General features: G+C 41.9%; 19 protein-coding genes and 1 pseudogene. 5 read left to right on the forward strand and 15 right to left on the reverse strand.

Annotation, left to right across the window (positions count from 1 at the left end; genetic code table 11):
* Positions 1-28: 28 nt before the first annotated feature.
* From FTU37_RS07755 to glnK, 5 genes are all read right to left on the reverse strand, one after another.
* Positions 29-1,321 carry a DNA adenine methylase gene (locus tag FTU37_RS07755; protein ID WP_078189462.1) on the reverse strand — a complete coding sequence of 431 codons (1,293 nt, stop codon included), beginning with the start codon at positions 1,319-1,321 and terminating at the stop codon, positions 29-31.
* Entirely contained in the window at positions 1,318-2,421 is a 1,104-nt protein-coding gene (gene ribD / locus FTU37_RS07760) for a bifunctional diaminohydroxyphosphoribosylaminopyrimidine deaminase/5-amino-6-(5-phosphoribosylamino)uracil reductase RibD (protein WP_180124115.1), read from the reverse strand. Before ribD ends, FTU37_RS07755 begins: the two co-directional genes overlap by 4 nt.
* Positions 2,422-2,457: 36 nt before the next feature.
* Complete coding sequence (nrdR, locus tag FTU37_RS07765) at positions 2,458-2,916, reverse strand: transcriptional regulator NrdR (RefSeq protein WP_067763170.1); 459 nt, start codon at positions 2,914-2,916, stop codon at positions 2,458-2,460.
* Between the two features lie 138 nt (positions 2,917-3,054).
* Positions 3,055-4,446: an ammonium transporter gene (locus FTU37_RS07770; RefSeq protein ID WP_180124116.1), complete on the reverse strand. Its 1,392-nt coding sequence runs from the start codon at positions 4,444-4,446 to the stop codon at positions 3,055-3,057.
* Positions 4,447-4,516: 70 nt separating this feature from the next.
* Entirely contained in the window at positions 4,517-4,855 is a 339-nt protein-coding gene (glnK, locus tag FTU37_RS07775; RefSeq protein WP_180124117.1) for a P-II family nitrogen regulator, read from the reverse strand.
* 278 nt (positions 4,856-5,133) lie between these two features.
* Here glnK and FTU37_RS07780 point away from each other — a divergent pair, with 278 nt between their 5' ends.
* Together FTU37_RS07780 and FTU37_RS07785 are read left to right on the forward strand one after the other, a co-directional pair.
* Complete coding sequence (locus FTU37_RS07780) at positions 5,134-5,361, forward strand: accessory factor UbiK family protein (RefSeq protein WP_078189551.1); 228 nt, start codon at positions 5,134-5,136, stop codon at positions 5,359-5,361.
* Positions 5,362-5,427: 66 nt separating this feature from the next.
* Positions 5,428-6,917: pseudogene (locus tag FTU37_RS07785) on the forward strand (YifB family Mg chelatase-like AAA ATPase).
* A 43-nt stretch (positions 6,918-6,960) separates the two neighbouring features.
* Here the strand turns inward: FTU37_RS07785 and FTU37_RS07790 are convergent.
* Together FTU37_RS07790 and FTU37_RS07795 are read right to left on the reverse strand one after the other, a co-directional pair.
* A complete protein-coding gene (locus FTU37_RS07790; protein ID WP_180124118.1) occupies positions 6,961-7,698 on the reverse strand; it encodes a TorF family putative porin in 738 nt (245 codons plus the stop codon).
* Positions 7,699-8,093: 395 nt separating this feature from the next.
* Complete coding sequence (locus FTU37_RS07795; protein WP_180039913.1) at positions 8,094-8,870, reverse strand: TorF family putative porin; 777 nt, start codon at positions 8,868-8,870, stop codon at positions 8,094-8,096.
* Between the two features lie 716 nt (positions 8,871-9,586).
* Here FTU37_RS07795 and FTU37_RS07800 point away from each other — a divergent pair.
* Positions 9,587-10,906, forward strand: coding sequence for an OprD family outer membrane porin (locus tag FTU37_RS07800; protein ID WP_180124119.1), 1,320 nt, complete (start codon positions 9,587-9,589; stop codon positions 10,904-10,906).
* Positions 10,907-11,013: 107 nt separating this feature from the next.
* On the opposite strand, the gene ppa is transcribed toward FTU37_RS07800, so the two are convergent.
* Both ppa and FTU37_RS07810 read right to left on the reverse strand, forming a co-directional pair.
* On the reverse strand, positions 11,014-11,550 hold the full coding sequence (ppa, locus tag FTU37_RS07805) for an inorganic diphosphatase (RefSeq protein ID WP_180035943.1): 537 nt from the start codon (positions 11,548-11,550) through the stop codon (positions 11,014-11,016).
* Between the two features lie 114 nt (positions 11,551-11,664).
* Positions 11,665-12,063: an MAPEG family protein gene (locus tag FTU37_RS07810; protein WP_078189470.1), complete on the reverse strand. Its 399-nt coding sequence runs from the start codon at positions 12,061-12,063 to the stop codon at positions 11,665-11,667.
* A 107-nt stretch (positions 12,064-12,170) separates the two neighbouring features.
* Here FTU37_RS07810 and FTU37_RS07815 point away from each other — a divergent pair, with 107 nt between their 5' ends.
* Positions 12,171-12,560 carry a hypothetical protein gene (locus FTU37_RS07815; protein ID WP_180117108.1) on the forward strand — a complete coding sequence of 130 codons (390 nt, stop codon included), beginning with the start codon at positions 12,171-12,173 and terminating at the stop codon, positions 12,558-12,560.
* Between the two features lie 59 nt (positions 12,561-12,619).
* Here the strand turns inward: FTU37_RS07815 and FTU37_RS07820 are convergent, their stop codons facing one another.
* From FTU37_RS07820 to FTU37_RS07845, 6 genes are all read right to left on the reverse strand, one after another.
* Positions 12,620-14,299 carry a long-chain-fatty-acid--CoA ligase gene (locus FTU37_RS07820; protein ID WP_180008091.1) on the reverse strand — a complete coding sequence of 560 codons (1,680 nt, stop codon included), beginning with the start codon at positions 14,297-14,299 and terminating at the stop codon, positions 12,620-12,622.
* Positions 14,300-14,448: 149 nt separating this feature from the next.
* Positions 14,449-16,668: a DNA topoisomerase IV subunit A gene (gene parC, locus FTU37_RS07825; protein WP_180124120.1), complete on the reverse strand. Its 2,220-nt coding sequence runs from the start codon at positions 16,666-16,668 to the stop codon at positions 14,449-14,451.
* A gap of 163 nt (positions 16,669-16,831) precedes the next feature.
* Positions 16,832-18,151, reverse strand: a complete 1,320-nt coding sequence (locus FTU37_RS07830) for an MFS transporter (protein WP_180005205.1) — start codon at positions 18,149-18,151, stop codon at positions 16,832-16,834.
* 144 nt (positions 18,152-18,295) lie between these two features.
* Positions 18,296-18,940 carry a trimeric intracellular cation channel family protein gene (locus FTU37_RS07835; RefSeq protein ID WP_078189475.1) on the reverse strand — a complete coding sequence of 215 codons (645 nt, stop codon included), beginning with the start codon at positions 18,938-18,940 and terminating at the stop codon, positions 18,296-18,298.
* Positions 18,941-18,999: 59 nt separating this feature from the next.
* Positions 19,000-19,467 carry a YchJ family protein gene (locus FTU37_RS07840; protein WP_180008094.1) on the reverse strand — a complete coding sequence of 156 codons (468 nt, stop codon included), beginning with the start codon at positions 19,465-19,467 and terminating at the stop codon, positions 19,000-19,002.
* 130 nt (positions 19,468-19,597) lie between these two features.
* Entirely contained in the window at positions 19,598-21,169 is a 1,572-nt protein-coding gene (locus tag FTU37_RS07845; RefSeq protein ID WP_180124121.1) for a TerC family protein, read from the reverse strand.
* A 320-nt stretch (positions 21,170-21,489) separates the two neighbouring features.
* On the opposite strand from FTU37_RS07845, the gene FTU37_RS07850 reads away from it, so the two are divergent.
* On the forward strand, positions 21,490-22,110 hold the full coding sequence (locus FTU37_RS07850) for a TIGR00730 family Rossman fold protein (RefSeq protein WP_218954649.1): 621 nt from the start codon (positions 21,490-21,492) through the stop codon (positions 22,108-22,110).
* Positions 22,111-22,164 lie beyond the last annotated feature (54 nt).

Below are 22,164 nucleotides of genomic sequence, written 5' to 3' on the forward strand. Positions count from 1 at the left end.
ATCCCTGAAAAATATGGGCCGATGATTTTTACCACAAATCAAGTTGCGTGCTCACGCCAGAGGTATCGACACCACCTAACTCTGCAAAATGGTGCAATTGACTCAACAACTGACGGATCGGTGGACCTGATTTGGCATGCGTATCCGTGATGACAATAAACTCTAGTACGCGTGCACGTTCAGACTGACGCTGCTTACTCACGCGGTAACGTGGTACATCTTGCGTCAATAAGCTTACTCGGCCACGTTTTAAATTGGCTTGTAACAAATCTGTGGCGCTGATATTACCATCGGTTGAATAGCTCGTCAGGATGTAACGTGCGTTAATGGTTTCTAATAATTTTTCATAAGCTTCTTTCGCATGCTTCGAAGAATTATATGGACTTGGACGTTCTTTACGCCATGCACGGTCGATTCCGCTCTTAAAACCTTTGGTGTCTGGTGTTGGTAAATCCACCTGATCCCATAACGTTAAGGCATTCAACACATGGTAGTTACTGCTGTAAGCGTGCTGGTTATACGGTGGATCGAGATAAGCCACATCCACTTCAAAGCCACTCATTTGATTGGCCAAATGCTGTGCGTCGACACACCACATTTCAGCGGCGGGTTTTTTCGGATCACCAATTTCACAAAAACGACTTGGGGTGAGCCATAACAAAGAACCGATACGATCCAAGGCTGCTTGGGTTTTACCGCCCCAACCATGATGGAAACTTTTAAATACACCGCTGGTATTGCTGACAAAACTTGCTGAATACAATAACGGCGCTAATAAAGCACTCATTTCCACATCATCAATTGCGCCTTGAGCTTGCCAAGTTGCAATTTGCTGACGAATCGCATCGATGCGCATGCCGTTACGACGTTTAAAGAATAAACGGTCACGTGCAGGATCGTAGATTTCATCATTACGTGGACACAAGTTATGGGTCACCCAACCTTTAACTTCTGGCAAACGGTTCAGATAATCAATCGCTTTCTGATAGCCACCCAACTCTTTAAACGCAGGTGCTTCAACGCAAGAGAGAATCGCGCTGTTCAAGGCATGGCTGTAGGGTTCCCAGTCATTGGCAATAACACGATAGCCGTTTTGACGTGCCAACCGTGACACCACACCCGAACCTGCAAAAAAGTCAGCAAATATCGGCGCACGACCATCTTCGCGTTTTAAGGTTCCCGTTTGCTCAAGTGCTTCTAAAATCAGATGTAATAGACGGCGTTTGTTTCCTAAATAAGGAACCAACTGATGGAAAAGATATTCGTCTGTGGTACGAGCCGCATGACGACGTTTGTGATAAACCGTAGACTCTGAATTCATAGCGTCTCTTGAGAAGGGATTAACCTTAAGCGAATGTCATCACCCAATTGAGTGACATCTTTCAGCTTAAATCGAAGCTGCTCTGCCATGCGGTCAAATTCCGCATTAAACATTGCACGTGCTGACTGACCCAACAAGGTCGGTGCAACATAACTGATCATTTCATCGATCAAATGTTCTTGTAAGAAAGCGGTCGAAAGTGTGGCACCGGCTTCCACAAGGACATCATAAATTTGAAACTGTTGAACGCATGCTGCTAACAGATCGACCAAAGGCTGAATTTCAAATTGTACCACGCCCAAGTCAGCAAGTTCCTGACGATATGGCCCCATGACCATCACGGTTTCAGGTTGCTGCAATATTTTTGCAGTTAATGGCAAGCGGCCTTGGCGATCTAGCACGATGCGTTTCGGCTGAACCACGTTATGCATGTCAACATCGTCATCGAGCTGACGTACGTTGAGTAAGCAATCATCGGCTAATACTGTTTCAATCCCAGTAATCACAGCACCTGATATCGCACGCCAATGTTGTACATCTTGTCGCGCCATTGCACCGGTAATCCATTTAGACTCACCCGAGGCCATCGCTGTGCGTCCATCAAGGCTCGATGCGACTTTGAGGCGGACATAAGGCATGCCCGTCGCCATGGCTTTTAAAAAGCCCAAGTTCAATTGATGCGCTTCTGCTTCACAAATACCCGTAATCACTTCAATGCCAGCATCACGTAGGATTTGTACACCTTTACCCGCAACCAATGGATTCGGATCGGGACAGGCCACAACGACTTGAGCAACACCTGCTTCCACCAAGCCTTTGGCACAAGGTGGCGTACGTCCATAGTGTGCGCAAGGCTCCAAAGTCACATAAGCGGTTGCGCCACGTGCGGACTCACCTGCATCACGCATTGCAAAGACTTCTGCATGCGGCTGACCCGCTTTGGGATGAAAGCCTTCACCAACCAATTGACCATCTTTGACAATCACACAGCCCACATTGGGATTGGGACGAGTGCTGTATTGCCCCTGCTGTGCCAATGCAATTGCACGCCGCATCCACTGTTGATGCTGCTGCAAAGTCACTTGATCTAACTCAGACATGTAATCACTCATGATAAAAATGGAAGCAGATGTGCATTAGTGCTCACGCTGCTGCATTTGTTCAATTTGACGACGAAAAGCTTCTACATCTTGGAAGTCTTGATACACAGAAGCAAAACGTACATAAGCCACATGATCTAAAGCGAACAATGACTGCATGACAATTTCACCAATGGTGCGTGATTTCACATCACGTTCACCCAAACGGCGAATTTGCAATTGAATATCACTGAGTACCGTTTCAATTTGCTCTTGCGTTACTGGACGCTTTTGCAAGGCATGCATGAGCGAGCGGCGGAGCTTGGCTTCATCAAAAGGTTCGCTCTTTGAGTCAGACTTGATGACACGCGGCATCACCACTTCATAGCTTTCAAAAGTTGTAAAACGTTCACCGCAACTAATACATTCACGGCGGCGGCGTATCTGACAGCCTTCAGCAGCAAGACGTGAGTCAATCACTTTACTGTCTTCAGCGTTGCAAAATGGACAATGCATAGCGGTTAAATTGAACAAATCCGAATGGATTTAGAGTGTAGCAAAAATTTTGAAATTTGTAGAGCTTTACGCTAGATATGGAAAAAAAACAGCCCTTTCGGGCTGTTTTACACAATATATTGATTTACTGTGATCTTATTATTCTACACGTTCGCCATGTTGACTTAAGTCTAGACCCATACGTTCGTCATCAGCTTCAACACGGATGCCAATCACCAGATCAATCACTTTCAAGATAATGAATGTCATCACTGCTGAGTAAGCAATAGTCGCTAGTACACCTTCGACTTGAACCCATAATTGATGCATTAAGTTACTCGGTGCATTGTCACCCATGATGAATTCGCTGGCAAAGAATGCTGTAAGGATCGCACCCACGATACCACCGACACCATGTAGACCAAACGCATCCAAAGAGTCATCCGCTTTCAAGGCACGTTTCAGCGCAGTAATACCCCAGAAGCAAACCACACCACCAATCAGACCCATCGCTAAAGCGCCGCCAACTGTTACGAAACCTGCCGCAGGTGTAATCACCACAAGACCTGCTACTGCACCAGAAGCACCGCCCAAGACAGACGCTTTACCACGAACCACTTTTTCAGTAATTAACCATGCCACTGCTGCTGCTGCTGCTGCAACTTGTGTTACCACCAATGCATAACCAGCGGAACCATTTGCACCTAGTGCAGAACCACCGTTGAAACCGAACCAACCTACCCATACAAGGCTTGCACCGATGACAGTTAGCGTTAGATTATGTGGTGCCATAGATTCACGGCCAAGCCCCATACGTTTACCAAGCATGTACGCTGCAACGAGACCCGCAACACCTGAGTTGATGTGAACAACCGTACCACCCGCAAAATCAAGCGCACCGTCGTTACCTAACCAACCACCGCCCCATACCCAGTGGGTAATTGGTGCATAAACCACGACACTCCAAATTGCGATGAACGCAACGAAAGCACCGAATTTCATACGTTCTGCAATCGAACCGCTAATAATGGCAACGGTAATGATGGCAAATGTCATTTGGAAAATAACAAAAAGAATCTCTGGAATCGTACCCGTCAACGCTTCTGTGGTGATACCCGACAACATAAATTTGTCTAAGCTACCGATAAAGGCATTACCTTCACCAAATGCTAAGGTATAACCCACAATCACCCACGTTAAGCTCACGACACCTGCCGCAACGAAACTGTGTGCCATGGTGCTGAGTACATTTTTCTTACGGACCATACCGCCGTAAAATAATGCTAAACCGGGAATTGTCATGAGTAAAACAAGTGCAGTGGACACTAAAATCCATGCTGTATCACCTGTATCGAGCTTAGGCTCTTCTTCTGCAGGTGCTGGCGCTGCTTCAACTGGAACTGCAGCTTCTGTTGTATTTAGCGTTGTTGTATTTACAGTATCAACTACTGTGACTTCTTCTGTAGGTGCTGTTGCGCTTTCTTCAGCCCACGCAACAGAACCACCTAAAAGTGCACTGGACAAGCCGAGTGCAATTAGCATCTTTTTCATTCGTATCCCCCGACCTGATTTTCTGAATTTTCTGAGTTATTAGCTACTCAGCAAACTTCATGCCAATTTTTTAAACGGCATCTTCACCTGTTTCACCAGTACGGATACGGATGACTTGTTCCAGATTGCTTACAAAAATTTTACCGTCGCCAATTTTTCCTGTGCTTGCAACACGAGTAATTGATTCAATTACGGTATCGACCATTTCATCACTGATTGCGATTTCGATTTTTACTTTTGGTAAGAAATCAACCACATATTCAGCACCACGATAAAGTTCAGTGTGACCTTTCTGGCGACCGAAGCCTTTAACTTCAGTGACAGTGATCCCTTGAACACCATTTTCAGAGAGTGCTTCACGCACGTCATCTAATTTAAAAGGTTTTACAATTGCAGTTACGAGCTTCATGTTTTGTTTTCCTTCGGCTTATTTCACCTGTAAGGTTTTATGTTCAATTTTCATGCCAATATGACTACAGTCGGGGGAAAATAGTCAGCCCAGCATGAGATTTCTTTATAACCTATTTTATACGGATAATCTTGCGTATGCTTATAAAAATAGACGTTTTTACTAGAAGAATTACGATTTTACTGATCGATTAAACGCATATTTAAATGAAAGCACTATGGACATGAATGTGGCGATGTTAAACTGCTGCCACCAATTCACTGAGGATGGTCACAACAATGATTGAAACCTTATTACAAGCGATATTAGAACAAATCGATCAGCCGAAAAAAGACGTCGAACATAACCTGCGTAGCTTACTCAATGAAGCTGTGAGCAAAATGGATCTCGTGTCGAAAGAAGAAATCGAACGCCAACGTACTGCACTGAATAATGCCAATTTACGTTTAAATGAATTACTAAAACACGTCGAAGAACTCGAACAAAAAATTCAGAACAAAAAATAAGCATCTTTTTAGTGCAACAAAAGACGCATAACGATTAAAAATAATGCACCATAACGGAACAATAATATGTCTTTTGCCAAAATCTATACTCGTGGTTTGCTCGGCTTAAATGCACCCCAAATTGAAGTTGAAGTTCATGTCAGCAAGGCCTACCTTCATTGACCATTGTGGGCCTACCTGAGGCCGCCGTCCGTGAAAGTAAAGACCGTGTCCGCTCTGCGATTATTAATAGCGGCTTTCAATTTCCGACCAAACGTCTGACCATTAATCTTGCACCCGCAGATTTACCCAAAGATGGTTCACGTTTAGATCTCGCCATTGCTTTAGGGATTCTGATCGCGTCGGGACAACTTCCTGAAAATGCAGCAGATGGTTTTGAATTTATTGGAGAATTGGCACTTGATGGTTATTTACGACCTGTCAGTGGCATCTTAAGCATAGCCATTGCCTGTCAGCATATCGGGCATCATCTGATTCTACCGGCACTCAATGCCGATGAAGCGGCACAACTGCCGGAGTTCCAAGTCTTTCCTGCACAGCATCTTAAGGATGTGTGTGAACATTTAAGTCGTTCAGCCTTAATCAGTAGCCATCCCTCGACATCGTCAGCCAATCAACACAGTTATCCCTTTGATTTATCTGATGTGAAAGGTCAACTCAGACCACGTCGTGCTTTAGAAATTGCGGCTGCAGGCGGTCACTCCCTACTATTTCGTGGCCCTCCGGGCACAGGCAAAACTCTACTCGCCTCGCGTTTAGCCAGCATTCTGCCCCCCTTAGATATGCAAGAAAATTTGCAAGTCGCCAGTATTTATTCCATTGCAGGTGCAAATCATCATTTTGGGCAGCGTCCATTTCGTGCGCCGCACCATACTGCGTCTGCAATCGCCCTCGTCGGTGGAGAATCAAATCCTAAACCGGGTGAAATCACCTTGGCACATTTAGGAGTTTTATTTTTAGATGAGCTGCCTGAATTTGATCGAAAGGTGTTGGAGGTATTACGGCAACCACTCGAATCCAAAGAAATTGTGATTTCACGGGCTTCTCGTCAAATCACTTTCCCTGCAAATTTTCAATTGATCGCAGCAATGAATCCTTGCCCATGTGGCTATGCCTTCAACCAAGACAGCCGCTGTCAATGTAGTGCTGAAAGTATTAAACGCTATCAAAACCGTATTTCAGGTCCATTATTAGATCGTATTGATTTACATATAGATGTCCCGCCACTAGCAGCACATGAATTACAAAGTTTGCAAGAGGTTGAAAGCTCAAGTACAGTTAGGCATCGTGTCATTCAAGCTTATGAGTTACAAATAGATCGCCAGCAAAAATCCAATATGGCACTGACGCCGACGCAATTGGAACAACAAGCAGTTTTGGATGCTACTGCACAGAATATTTTACAGTTAGCCCAGCAGAGAATGAATTTATCTGCGCGTGCCTATCATCGGGTGTTACGTGTTGCCAGAACCATTGCCGACTTGGCTCAAAGTGAACACATTCAAGCTCAACACGTTTCTGAAGCACTGTCCTATCGAAGCCAACTCAATGCTTAAAAAAATGGCGACCTAAGGTCGCCATTTTTAATTCTTTTTAAAATTAGAATTCGTATTTCAAGCCAAATACCACTTTATTCTTTTGTTTTACATCCGCACGGTCATAACCACCAACTGTGTAATTCATGCTTGCGGTAACACCTGTATCTGCTAAAGGCTTGCTTAGACCAATATCAAAGTGACGGAAACCAAAGCTTTCTGTTGTTCCTAAATTTTCTTCAAAATCACCTGAATCTTGATATGCATATAAACCAAGCGCGGTATCTAGACTGAAGTCTTTAGGAAGTGCATAGCTATATGATGCTTTGATATAAGTATCACCTGCATTACCCCATGAAACATCTTCAAGCAAAGTTTGCGCTGTTAAGCCAAAATCTTTATAGCTTAGCCCAAGCATTGTTTCTAAACCGTTTGCATCACTTGTATCAATATCATAGTAATAGTAGTAAGTTAGACCTGCTGTGTAACCAAGATCATCATTAATTGAACCGTTATAGCCCGCATAAAAATCATTTTCAAAACCATTCGGTAGGTCATCACCATAGTTTAATGTTGAACCCCACCAACCTGCATAGAAGCCTGATGCATGGCTATAATCCAAACCACCTTGGATTGTCGCATCTTTATTTTCAGGCACATTGGTAATACCACGTAAATTATAGCTAGACAGTACGCCGATATTTCCAGATACAGAATGCTCTGAAGCAGGTGCTTCAGCAAATGTAAACGTCGATGCTGCTCCAAGTACAGCGATTGATAAAGCTTTAAGTGCAAATTTCATGGTTTGTTCCCCCACATCGTGCGACGACGTATTTTTTGGTTATTTCGTTGAACTCAATGAGGTATTAGCAAGCGCTGTGCCATGTTTAAAAATAAGCGCATATTTTTTTTATAAAAGTCACCATTTTGGTTTATCAAAAACCAATATATTACTGTTTTTATTTATTATTTTTTAATTATCCTATTTGACCTTTTTTCTCTTTAATTTATTTTAGAATGCAGATTTTCATCTATTTAGATTATTTAAATCTTCGGGTTGATAGATGTAACAGGATTTTAAAAATGCGCTTTTTTGAGTATATTTTTTCAACACCGATCTCAAAATGCATAAAAAAAGTGCACAATCACCATTATGCACTTTCAAGAATATGACCGAATACGATCAACTCGTTAATGTTAGAAAGAATAGGTCAATCCAACCACAACGTTATCGTCTAATTGCTCACCTTCTCGATCTTTACCGCCCCATACATAATCAGCAGCAATTTCAAACCCAGTATCTACAATCGGTTTACTCAAGCCTAAACGTGCTTCAGTGAACACCACATCTTCTGTAGTTGTTAATAGGCTGTCATCACGACTGTCATTAAAAACAGAAACACCAAGCGATGAATTTAATGAAACATCATAAGGTAATGCATAGCTATAAGTAGCATTCAGATATACATCACCTGCGTTGCCATAATTAACATCAGACAACAATACAGCCATGCTTGCAGTTAAATCTTTATAACTTATGTCCTGAATAAATTCGACGCCCGTTGTGCGACGCTTTTCAGATCGGTCGTCGTTATAAACTGAACCGCCACCTTGATAGACATAGGCCATCACTTGTGACTTATAGCTCCAATCTTCATTCAGTTCACGTCCATATCCAACATAGAAATCATGTTCAAAACCATGTGACTGACTGTCGTCCGTAGGGTCATAGTTGAGTGTAGAACCCCAATAGCCCGCGAACAGCCCACTGTTGTGTGCATATTCAAGTCCGGCTTGTAATGCCGCTTGATCATTTTCTTCACTCGCACGGTACACATATTTGTTTACCACGCCCAAACTTCCAGACCAATTCCCTTGTGCAGTTGTGGCTTGTTCAGTTTGTTCTGCAAATGCAGGGACTGTACCTAGGGTCACTAAAATACTTAAAATTGCTTTTTTATAAAATTGAATCATGTTTAGTCCCCACATCGGATCGATCGTGGATTGGGTTGAGTAAAATTTAGCGCCGATTTTAATCGATTTTACGGCACTGTATAGCCCCTTTTTTCTTATTTTGATCAATTAAATCATTTAAAAACAAAGGTAAGATTATATAAAACAGTAAAAACTAAGCTTTTGATTCATAAAATATCTTTTATCTTGTTCTAGTCTTTAACAATGATTTAATGTTTTAATTTATATGTATTTATCACGATTATTATCATCTTTTATTGAGCTAGATTTTAAGGAAAACATTTCTGACGACTTCGCTAAAAGTCATTCTCTATTTACAAAAAAACACGCCAACAGTGCTTACTTAGCCTGAACATTGATGCCATGCACCTCAGCAGTTTTTATACTTTTTGATCAAAATACCAATTTAAATTCAGCACAAATTGTCGCGAAGAGTAATGATAAATCAGCAAGTTAAATGAAAGTTTTTACCGTTTTTTATATTTTTTTATGATAAGCAATGAAGAAACTTCTCTTTAGCTTAATATATATTCAATTTAAATAAACTATTTGTTAAACAACAATAACATACGAAACATTTGCTTATTACAGATTGACCGATGATCTGAATGTTTTCTAACTTTAGTGTAATAAGCGCATTAAAAATAGTGATTTTTTTAAGAAAAAATATACAATCGCACTACATATTAACCAAATTTGTATGAGGCTCTCTCCCAATGCTTAAAGCTCAACAACTAACACTTGCAGTATTAGTAAACGCTGCTCTTATTTCTACTGCTTTTGCTAGCGAACAAAGCGAATCTAAAGGCTTTGTGGAAGATGCCGAAGGCTCTGTATTGTTCCGTACAGGTTATTTACATCGTGATAAAAAAAATGGCGTAGATGATACTAGCTCTTTTGCGCAAACTGCTATCGTAAATCTTGATTCAGGTTTTACCAAAGGCACTGTTGGTTTTGCAGCGGGTATCATAGGCGATGCATCAATCAAACTTGGTGAAAATGCTCATACCGATAACGATATGATTCCAACGCATGGTAGCAAAGATGCGAATGGTAAAGTTGATGCTTATGATCACTGGGCGCGTGGCGGTGCATATGTAAAAGCACGTATTTCAAATACGACTGCAACTTACGGTACACAACTTCTCGACATCCCTGTTTTAGCAAGTAATACTGCACGACTAGTACCTGAATACTACACAGGTGTTTTGGTTGAAAGTAATGAGATTAATAATCTTAACCTGATCGCTGGTAAATTCACTGAAAATCAATTATCAAATCAAATTAATTCTGATGGTGCTAAGTTAGACCGCGCAATTGTTTGGGGTGCAAAATATAAAGCAAATGATCAATTAAATCTTGCTTACTATGGTACAGATATTAAAGATCGTTTAGATCGTCATTATATCAATGCCAATTTTACTCAAGGTTTAGTTGATAAAAGCTCATTGACTTATGATTTAAGCGCTTATCACACAAAATGGGATAAAGATGCTAATCAATACTTATATTCTCAAATTGGTGAAAGCAACGACTCATTCGATAACTCAATCGCTGCCCTTTCTACAACATATAATCGTGGTCCACACAATGTCATGGTTGCTTACCAACAAAACTTTGGTAATACCGGTTACGACTATGGCTTAGGTACAAACGTTGGTGATGGTAAACAATCTATTTACATGCCAAACTCGTATCTATCTGACTTTATTGGTAATGATGAAAAGTCTGTACAACTTCAATATACCTATGACTTTGGCGCATTAAATGTTCCAGGCCTATCTTGGACTTCAGCATTTGTTTACGGTTGGGATATTAAAGCCACTAATAATGCTGGCACAATGATTAGCGACAATGAAGAAGAACGCGAATTCTTTAACCAAGTGAAATATACCGTTCAATCTGGTTTTGCCAAAGATGCAAGCTTACGCCTTCGTCATTCTTACTACCGCGCTAGTAATAACTACCAAAACAACTATATTGGTGATACCAATGAATGGCGTATTTGGTTAGACATCCCTGTGAAATTATTTTAATTTCGCAGCTACTCTAAGATAGCGAAAAAAAACCTGCACACTGTGCAGGTTTTTTTTATGAGCATCGATTTCATATAAAAACGATGCTCAGCTTAAAACAATAAATATTATTTGTTCGCAGCTTTGTAAGCTTCAATTGAGCTAAGTACTTCTTGTTTCGCAACATCAGCACCTTCCCAACCACTTAACTTAACCCATTTACCAGGTTCTAAGTCTTTGTAGTGTTGGAAGAAATGTTCAATTTGATTGATCAATAATGCAGGAAGATCGGTATATTCTTGAACATCTTTATAAAGCGGAGTCAATTTGTCGTGTGGAACAGCAATGAGTTTTGCGTCAACACCACCGTCATCTTCCATGTTCAATTTACCAACAGGACGGCAACGAATTACAGAACCTGGCTCTACTGGATGTGGAGTTACCACAAGTACGTCTAGTGGGTCACCATCCAAAGATAATGTATTTGGAACATAACCATAGTTTGCTGGGTAGAACATTGCAGTACCCATGAAACGGTCTACAAATAACGCATCAGAATCTTTATCGATTTCGTATTTGATTGGTGCTGCATTTGCAGGAATTTCAATAATGACATAGATGTCGTTTGGTGCATCTTTACCCGCTGGGATATTGCTGTAGCTCATAGCATCACTCTTTAAACAAGTTAAATCTTTTAATCCGGCACAATTATAACGGTTTTATCGCTTTTTTTGTGATTTTAGCGATCATGCTGATAATTTAATCATCAAGCAGAACATTTAGCTTAATTTAATGACCAATAACATCAGGCAAATCGGGCATAACATCGACAAGGTCCAAATGATTGAACGTAAAGTTGCCCAATTGGCTAAATAACATAGCCCATAAATGACGCGTAAAACAAGATAGGCAATCCCAAAGGTCATGATGTATTGTTGATGAATCACCATGTATTCAGCCATTAGAATAGCCGCAATAAATAAAGGTAAACTTTCAAAACTATTTTGCTGCACTGCATGTGCGCGGCTCGCCAATCCTGTAGAGCGCGCTAAAACTTCACGTGGATTTTGATTATCACTCGACTTAAAACCTGCAGCTCGCTTCGCAATAAATGTAAATACATATGGCAGTAAACAAGCGGCCAAAATGAGATAGATGATCCCACTGATGCTGTGCATGTGTTTTTTCTCAGGAAAATTTTATGGCTGCTATAATACCATGGCATTTCGTGAATAATTTTTGTTAAATATAGTGTTTTTATAATCGGCAGATGAAAGGATCCTCTATGAGTACTTCTGATCAAGATCAATTATTTGAAGTTCTTGAAGAGCAAAAACGCCATCAGCTTCGCGTCGATCGTGCCTTAAAAATCGTCATTCCTGTGACTGCATTTTTACTTGCTGTGATCTGCGCCAACTTAAATGTCTGGTCGACTGTTTTCAGCTTTGTCATCATGTGGATTGCATTCTATGCAGTTTCCATCAAGCAACTTCCCCTTTGGCATTGGGTCATTGTCATTGCCCTATATTGTTTAGTCGACAATATCCTGACCTATGGCAACTATAACCAATCCGGCTTTAGTCGTCAGTTCGGCGCGATGTTTATTTTCTTAGGTGTCTTTGGTGTAGGACGTCGCTACTTTGATCGCTGGTCGATGAATAAAGGTAAGCTTTAATGATCTAAATTTAAAGCGATAATAAAAAGCGCCCGAAGGCGCTTTTTTTATGCATCGTATTATGCAGTTTTACGCAAATCTTTACGTAGAATCTTACCAACATTCGATTTTGGTAATTCATCCATAAATTCAACATAACGTGGGCGTTTATAGCCAGTTAAGTTTTCTTTTGCGAATGCCAAAACTTCTTCAGTCGTTAAAGATGGATCTTTTTTCACAACGAATAATTTAGGTACTTCACCTGATTTTTCATCAGGAACACCAATCGCAGCAACTTCTAGTACTTTTGGATGTTTTGCAACAACTTCTTCAATTTCAGAAGGATAAACGTTGAAGCCAGACACCAAAATCATGTCTTTTTTACGGTCTACAATCTTCACATAACCGCGTGGATCCATGACACCAATGTCACCTGTACGGAAGAAGCCGTCCGCCGTCATTACTTTGGCAGTTTCATCTGGACGGTTCCAATAGCCTTTCATGACTTGAGGACCACGAATCGAAATTTCACCTTGCTCACCTTGAGCAACTTCATTGCCATCATCATCTAAAATAGCAACTTCAGTCAGTGGCAATGGAATACCAATCGTACCGCTGAATTCCATTGATGCTGGAGGGTTTGCGGTTGCAACAGGTGAAGTTTCTGATAAACCATAACCTTCGATAATATTGGTACCTGTAACTTTCTTCCACGCTTCTGCAGTCGAAGGAAGTACTGCCATACCACCACCCATCGCCATTTTTAGCTTGCTGTGGTCAAGTTGCTTGAACTCTTCATTGTTCACCAAAGCATTGAACAATGTGTTCACTGCTGGGAAGAATGAAGGTTGGTATTTACGTAATTCTTTCATTACCGCAGGTAGATCACGCGGGTTAGGAATCAATACGTTCGCCTGACCTTTGTACATACCGTAAAGTGCACACACCATAAATGCAAAGATGTGATACAGCGGTAACGCACAGAAGATACGATCATCTGGCTGACCATCTTGCTGACCAAATTTACTTTGGAAAATACCATCACACTGCAACATGTTTGACACAAGGTTACGATGGGTCAACTCTGCGCCTTTAGATACGCCAGTTGTACCACCGGTATACTGAAGTACTGCAGTATCACTTAAAGTTAAGTTTGGACGTTTGTAATTGTTGGCACTCACTTTAGACATTGCTGCATTAAAGCGAATATGACCTGGAATGTTCCAAGCTGGAATTTGTTTACGTACTGAACGTAATACAAAGTTAACCAATGTACCTTTCAGCGTACCAAGCATGTCACCCACAGATGCCACGATCACGTGTTTTACTGGGGTTTTACCAATAATCGCTTGGTAAACAGATGCAAAGTTTTCAATGATGACAAGAGCTTCTGTTCCAGAGTCATTCAATTGATGCTCAAGTTCACGAGAGGTATACAGTGGATTCACGTTGACCAATACCAAGCCAGCACGGAATACACCCAATGCGACAACAGGATATTGAAGAACGTTCGGCATCATGACTGCAACGCGTGAACCTTTAGCCAAACCTAAGCTTTGCAAATAAGTTGCAAATTTACGGCTAGCTTCATCAAGTTCTTTAAAAGTTAAGACTTTATCCATAAAGATAAAGGCATCTCTTGAGCCAAACTTCTGGAAATTACGCTCAAAAATATCGACCAATGAGGTATTTTCTGCGGGTAATTCTACAGTTTCTGGAATCCCTGTCTTTTGGTATTCAGCGAACCAAATCTTTTCCATAACGCCCAATTCTCCTGTCGTAATCCTTAATAATCCAACTGTTTTTTTTCAATATTAAGCGGTCATTATTTAACTTGTTTGTGCTTAATATTGCATCCATTTCACGAATAACAGCATATATAACGTATTTCGTTCCATGGATGCTAGTATTATCTTTGAATGAACAGTTTATTTGCTTTTTGATATCCACGTGGTAACAACACGCCTTTCGATGCGCGTTTGCCCACATATTTTTGCAGATCGTCGCCTTTAAGCTTTAATTGTTGATTACCTGCAAGCACTTGAATTATTTCATCTAAATTCAAAGTTGTCATGGATACAATTTGATCTTTTGCCTCAAGTTGTATCAATTTATTACCTTTACCCTTATTCAGGACTGGTAATTCATCAAGCTCAACCAACAGCAAACGCCCCGCAGAACTGAGGAGTGCAAGATGTGTTGCATTCTCAATTGCCGTTAAATTCATAACCGCCGCCCCTTCAGACAAGCTAAGGAAGGCTTTACCCGCTTTGGCATTGGTATCGAGATTTTTCGCTTGGATTTTAAAGCCATAGCCTTTACTGCTCATTGCCAAGACTTCTGTTTCATCTTCAGCAATAAACACTTGTTTAAAGCCAACACCACTTGCAGGTGCAAGCTTAGAACTCAGAGGCTCACCTAAACCACGCGCAGATGGCAAGGTATTGATGCCCAAAGCATAGCTACGACCGGCATCATCTAATACATAAACACGTTGATTCGATTTACCTTGCGCATGGCTGAGATATTGGTCACCTGCACGGAAATTTAAGTTCTCAGCATCGACTTCATGACCTTTCGCCGAGCGAATCCAACCCGCTTCAGACAACACCACAGTCACAGGATCTGCAGGAAGCATATCTTGTTCATTAATCGCATGGGCTTCTGCACGTTTCACAATTGGAGAACGGCGGTCATCACCAAATTTCTTCGCATCTTCTTTAAGTTCATTAATGATCAAGGCTTTTAATGATTCAGGATTCGCCAATTGTTCACGAATAATGGCAGCTTTGGCTTCCAATTCTTCTTGTTCACGGCGCATTTCCATTTCTTCAAGTTTTGCCAAATGACGTAACTTGAGTTCTAAAATCGCTTCGGCTTGAATTTCATCGATATTAAAATGCGTCATTAACACCGGTTTAGGCTGATCTTCTTCACGAATAATACGAATTACTTCATCAATATTCAGATAGGCAATGATCAAGCCTGCAAGTATATGTAACCGTTTTTCAATTTTATTCAGATGATAAGTCAAACGACGTGTCACGGTATTCTTACGGATTTCGATCCATTCCAACAAAATACGGCGGATCGATTTCACTTGCGGACGACCGTCAGCGCCAATCATGTTCATATTGACACGATAGCTCGACTCTAAGTCAGTGGTTGCAAATAGATGACTCATCACCGATTCAGCATCAATACGATTCGAGCGCAGGACAATCACTAAACGTGTTGGGTTTTTATGATCTGACTCATCACGTAAATCCGTGACCAATGGCAACTTCTTCGCCTGCATTTGATCTGCAATCTGCGTGATCACTTTTGAACCTGAAACCTGATACGGCAGCTCCGTAATCACGATTTCATTTTTCTCAATGCTGTACACCGCACGAGTTCGATAACTACCGCGACCCGTGGTTTGTATTTTGAGTAATTCTTCTGGAGAGGTAATAATTTCCGCACGTGTCGGCAAATCAGGTGCAGGAATATATTCTGCGACTTTCTCATCGGTTAAGTTTGGATTGCGAATTAAGGCGATGGTACCCTTCACCACTTCACGTAAATTATGCGGTGGAATATCGGTTGCCATACCCACAGCAATACCCGTTGTGCCGTTGAGTAAAATATTCGGAACACGTGCAGGTAAATTCACGGGCTCTTTCATCGAACCATCAAAGTTATCCTGCCAATCACAAGTCCCTTGTCCTAATTCTGACAGCAATAAATCACTATACGCAGACAGTTTCGCTTCGGTATAACGCATAGCAGCGAAGGATTTCGGATCATCTGGTGAACCCCAGTTTCCCTGACCTTCAATAAATGGATAGCGATAACTAAACGGCTGCGCCATAAGCACCATGGCTTCATAACAAGCAAAGTCACCGTGAGGATGGTATTTACCCAGTACATCACCAACCGTACGTGCAGATTTTTTTGGCTTACCCGTTGGCTTTAGCCCGAGTTCGCTCATCGCATAGACAATACGACGCTGAACGGGTTTTAAACCATCACTGATATGTGGCAATGCACGATCCATAATCACGTACATGGCGTAGTTGAGATATGCTTGTTCGGTAAATTCTGCTACGGAACGGTTTTCTGTCGCATGATGCGCAAGGCTTGTCATAACAACCTGTAATCCTAAATTGTTCGTTCTTTATTGGGTTCTTATGCTATGTCGCAGGTGTCCCCTATACAAGGGGATGATCTAACACTCTGCGACAAATTGTGTCTTATGGCGTAAAAATATCCATTTTATTCACCATGATCAACTAAAAATTCAACAGTCTTTATAGACCGATGGATTCTAAAGTTTTGCCCTTGGTTTCTTCACCTAAAACCAAAATCACCACGGCAACTGCAATTAAGACTGCAGTAAACATCATAAAGACATAGCTAAAACCATGATCCATATCCATCATATGTGTCACGGCAAAAGGTGCTGCAATGCCCCCGATCCGACCAATGGCACCCGCCCAGCCCGAACCAAAGGCACGAATATTGGCCGGATATTGTTCTGGTGTATAGGTATAAAGTACGCCCCAAGCACCGAGATTAAAGAAAGACATTAAACAGCCCCAAATCACAATCTCTGTCACACTGCCAGACTGACCGAAGAAATATGCCGAAATGGCACACATCCCAATGAAGCCAGCCAAAGTAGCTTTACGACCCAATTTTTCGACCAACCATGCCGCTGCAATATAACCTGGCAATTGTGCCAAAATCATGACCAAGACATATTCAAAGGATTGAACAATGGTGTAGCCTTCTTTGACCAATAAACTTGGTAACCACGTAAAAATACCGTAGTAAGAAAAAACGATACCGAACCAAATGAGCCAAAGCATTAAAGTACGACGTGCAAAAATGCCTGACCAAAGCTGTGAAAAACTGATGTTGTGCTTTTCTGCAACCGGTTTGACCTCAAAAATTTCAACAACTTGCACACCACATTTGGCTTCAATCTTTTTCACCAATGCGTGTGCTTCATCAAAACGTCCACGGTTGATTAAATAAGGCACCGATTCGGGCACCATTTTCCAAATCACGATTGCATATAATGCAGGAATACCGCCAATTAGAAACGCTGCATGCCAACCAAAATCAGGAATAATAAAGCGTGAGACCAATGCAGCAACCAACCAGCCTAGTCCCCAAAAACTTTCTAGTAAGACAATAAAACGGCCACGCACTTGCGCCGGAATATATTCACTGACCAAAGTCACCGCGACAGGGAGTTGCCCCCCTAAACCTAAGCCGACAATAAAACGAAATACCAATAACCAAGTTAGATTAGGTGCAAACGCACATGCAGCGGTGGCTAAGCTATAAATCACCAATGTCCATGCAAACACTGTTTTTCGGCCGAAGCGATCTGCCAGTCCTCCAGAAAACACCGCGCCAATCGCCATCCCAACAAAACCAATCGAGACCACCCAACTTTTATCATTTGGCGTCATAGCCCAATCTTCAGCCATTTTCGCTAAGATAAAGGAAATGAGCCCCGTATCCATGGCATCAAACATCCAGCCAAGGCCAATAACCCAAAGTAAAGTGTAGTGAAACTTACCGATGGGTAAGCGTTGTATACGTGAGACTAAGTCCATAACAAGATCTCTGAACTGGTGGAAGGATGAACACTGCTTTCCCAACAGGATGTATGATTTTGCGTTTTTTAGTATAGATCCATGCAAAAGACCGACCATTGATCCGTCTTTTTAGCATTTTAATGTGATGTTATAGCAACGCGGCTACGACAAATCTTTTGAAGATACTGACTGATCATCATCATCTTTATAAATAAATTTAGGCATTTCTAAGCCAAAGTAAATGGCGATCAGACGTAAGGTGAAACCGAAAATGAGCGTCGCAATGACGGTTAATTCTAGCGATAAGCCAATCTCAATACAGAGCCAATAACAAATCACGGACACAAAAGAAATACTGGCATAAAGTTCACGACGGAACACCAGCGGGACATCGTTACATAGAATGTCTCGTAAAATACCGCCAGAGACCCCAGTTAACACCCCTGCTACCGCAGAAACGACAAAACCATGTCCCATTTCTAAAGCGATTTGACAGCCAATAATGGTAAAACCAATGAGACCAAGGGCATCGAGAACCAAGAAGATATTACGAAGATGACGCATCCACTTTGCAATCAGGATGGTGACAAATGCAGCAAAGCAGGTCAGCATTAGATATTCAGGATGCTTAACCCACGTCAGTGGATAGTGCCCAAGTAGCACATCACGAACCGAACCGCCCCCCAGTGCCGTGACACAGGCAATCAATGTTACCCCAAACCAGTCCATACTCCGCCGACCCGCAGACAATGCACCTGTCATTGCTTCTGCCGTGATTGCGATAATATAAATAACGGTAAGTAACATCGCCCTTCTTCCACTGAGGGTTGAGATGCGCGCTATTCTAAGCTAAATCTGCTCAAATGTTATAAAAATTGCGCACAACATTGTTTAAATTTTCGTCCAGAACCACAAATACAGGGTTGCTTCATGGTGATTTTCATCTCTGTGGTCGGATCAAGGAAATACCAGCGCTGCTCGAACTTCACAAAGTGTGAAATTTCATGATGTACCTGCGCTTGCTGCCCATCGTGATAATGGGCTTTAAATTCAACTTGAGCATGATTTTTATCGAGCTTTTCTTGAGCCTGTACCACCTCAAGTTTTAACCATTGATTGACCTGACTCCACGCTGCAATGGCACTCACATCCAAGGCTTGCTGCTGTCCAATTGCAGTTGTTTGTACAATATAATCAATCTCATGTTGTGCAAATGCACTATAACGTGATCGCATCAATTGCTCTGCAGTTTGTGCATTTTCACGCCCCGTATGTAAGGGCTGACAACAGCTACCATATTCACCTTTGCCACACGGACACTGGACTTGTGACATATTTGTTTCCATAAAAAATAGCCTGACAATGCAGGCTATTTTAACGGATCTTTCCACACAATTTTCATCAGCAGTATATGAATCAATACTGATCTATATAGATTAAGCTGAATGTTCTCTTGGCCTCAGCTTAATCTTCAGTTGGCATGGGAATGACATGCACTTTTTCGATCTTATGACCATCCATTGTGACCACTTCAAAGATGTGTTCATCCGCTTTGAATTTTTCACCATTGGCTGGTAAACGGCCCAAATGAAATAAGATATATCCGGACAATGTCGAATACTGTTCAGCATCATCCACCAAGTCACGACCCAACAATAAAGACACATGACGAATGTCAGTTGAGCCATCGAGTAACAATGAACCATCATCGAGACTTTCTGCTGCTGTCTCCGGTTCATCTTCATCGGGAAACTCACCAGCAATCGCTTCTAAGACATCAATTGGTGTTGCAATCCCTTCAATTGAACCGTATTCGTTCAACACCAAGGCCATTTGCAACGGCGCTTGACGCAGTTGTTCCATCACCATCAAGACTTGTGCATTTTCATGCACCACTACAGGCTCACGGAGATGCTTTTCAAAATCAAGTACGCCTGTTTCAATATAGTCATTCATGACTTTATGAGTCAGTACCGCACCCGCGATATTGTCTAACTCGCCGTGTGCCACAATCAAACGTGAATGCGTGGTACTGAGTAATTGAGCACGAATCGCCTCAGGCGCTTCATCCAAGTCAATCCATTCTAGTTCAGGACGAGGTGTCATCACTGACTTCACTGGACGTTCAGATAAACCCAGTACCCCTTGTACCATGACACTGTGGTAAACCCCGTTGTCTTCATCAAAGACTTCATCGGCAAAGGCACGTGTTGCAAGCACATCTTCATTTTCATTTTGATTGTCTGCAACATTTCTCCCACCAAGCATACGCATCACCGCTGAGGCTGTGCGATAACGTAAGTCTGTGGTTGTCACCATTTTTTCCTGATTATGACGCATGGTTTGGTTCAAAAACTCAATCAGTACGGAGAAACCAATGGCTGCATATAAGTAGCCTTTTGGAATATGGAAACCAAAGCCTTCGACTAAGAGCGAGAAACCGATCATCATCAAGAAACACAGGCACAGAATCACTACCGTTGGATGACGGTTCACGAAGTTCATCAGAGGCTTAGATGCCCACAGCATGATGCCGACAGCAATAATGACCGCAATCATCATGACTGACAGGTGTTTCACCATCCCGACAGCGGTAATCACGCTGTCGAGCGAGAACACAGCATCGAGCACCACAATCTGCACAATCACCATCCAAAACGTCGCATGCACAGGATTTTCTTCCTTGAGCATCGGCTTGTTTTCAAGACGTTCACGCAGTTCCATGGTGCCTTTAAATAGCAAGAACACCCCACCAAACAGTAAGATTAGGTCTCGACCGGAGAATGGATGGTCGAAAATATGGAACAGTGGATTGGTTAGAGTCACCACCCATGCAATTGAGGCCAGTAAGACCAATCGCATACACAGTGCAAGCAATAAGCCGACAATCCGTGCGGTATTACGCTGTTCTGGCGGTAATTTTTCCGCAAGAATCGCAATAAAAACCAGGTTATCGATACCTAAAACAATCTCAAGCACCACCAGTGTTAATAAACCCACCCATGCAGAAGGATCGGATATCCATTCAAAGATCATGGTTGTATCTCCTGAATGTTATTCACACGTAGATCATGCTGATTTGAAGACGAAATGCATTGGACATGCGCAAACGCTTTTAATGGCGTTCTTTCTAATATTTTGATGTGTGCTGAGTGACAACAACCACTACCCATGACGGTTCTTTAGCTTGAAATGAAGTTTTAAGTATAGCAAGTTAAGGTAAAAATTCACCCTTTTTTACCAAAGTACAATCTCAGTATGGAAGAATTTAAACCCAGTGATGACATTAAATTGTCATATTTAGCTGCCAATGTAGTGTCATAAAAAATAACATGCTAAGGTAAAATTAAAACGTAATGAATAGCGGATTAAAAATGACAGAAAAACGTGGTAATCCTTCTCCTGCTACAACACAACCTTTAATCGCACTGTATTGCGGCTCCCGCTCTGGGAACAATCCAATTTATCAAGAAAAAGCCATCGCATTGGCGCAAGGCTTGGCTGAACATGGTTTTGGTCTGGTCTATGGTGGCGCCAGTATTGGCCTGATGGGTCAAGTCGCTGACGCTGTGGTCGAACATGGCGGCGAAGCCGTTGGTGTGATTCCTGAGTTTATGTTGGATTATGAAATTGCACATAATCATTTGACTGAATTACACGTCGTGCGCAATATGCATGAGCGTAAAGCCATGATGGCAGAACGTGCCAGTGCCTTTGTTGCCCTGCCCGGTGGTCTCGGCACATTCGAAGAAATTTTAGAAATCGCCACTTGGGGACAGTTGAATCAACACCAAAAGCCGATGATGCTTTATAACGTCAATGGCTTCTATGATGCACTGATTGCACAATTAGACCATGCGGTCGCTGAAGGTTTCTTGCCGCCGCAGCATCGTGCCAAACTGATCGTATGTAATTCTTCGAAGCAGATCTTTAGTGCACTGAAAAATTTAGATTGCCCGAAAAATTTCGTGGTTTAACTGTATTTTAGATGTCAAAAAGGGGAATAAATTATTCCCCTTTTTTTATTGCTC

The sequence above is a fragment of the Acinetobacter sp. YH12097 genome (assembly GCF_013419225.1).
Classification (GTDB): Bacteria; Pseudomonadota; Gammaproteobacteria; order Pseudomonadales; family Moraxellaceae; genus Acinetobacter; species Acinetobacter amyesii.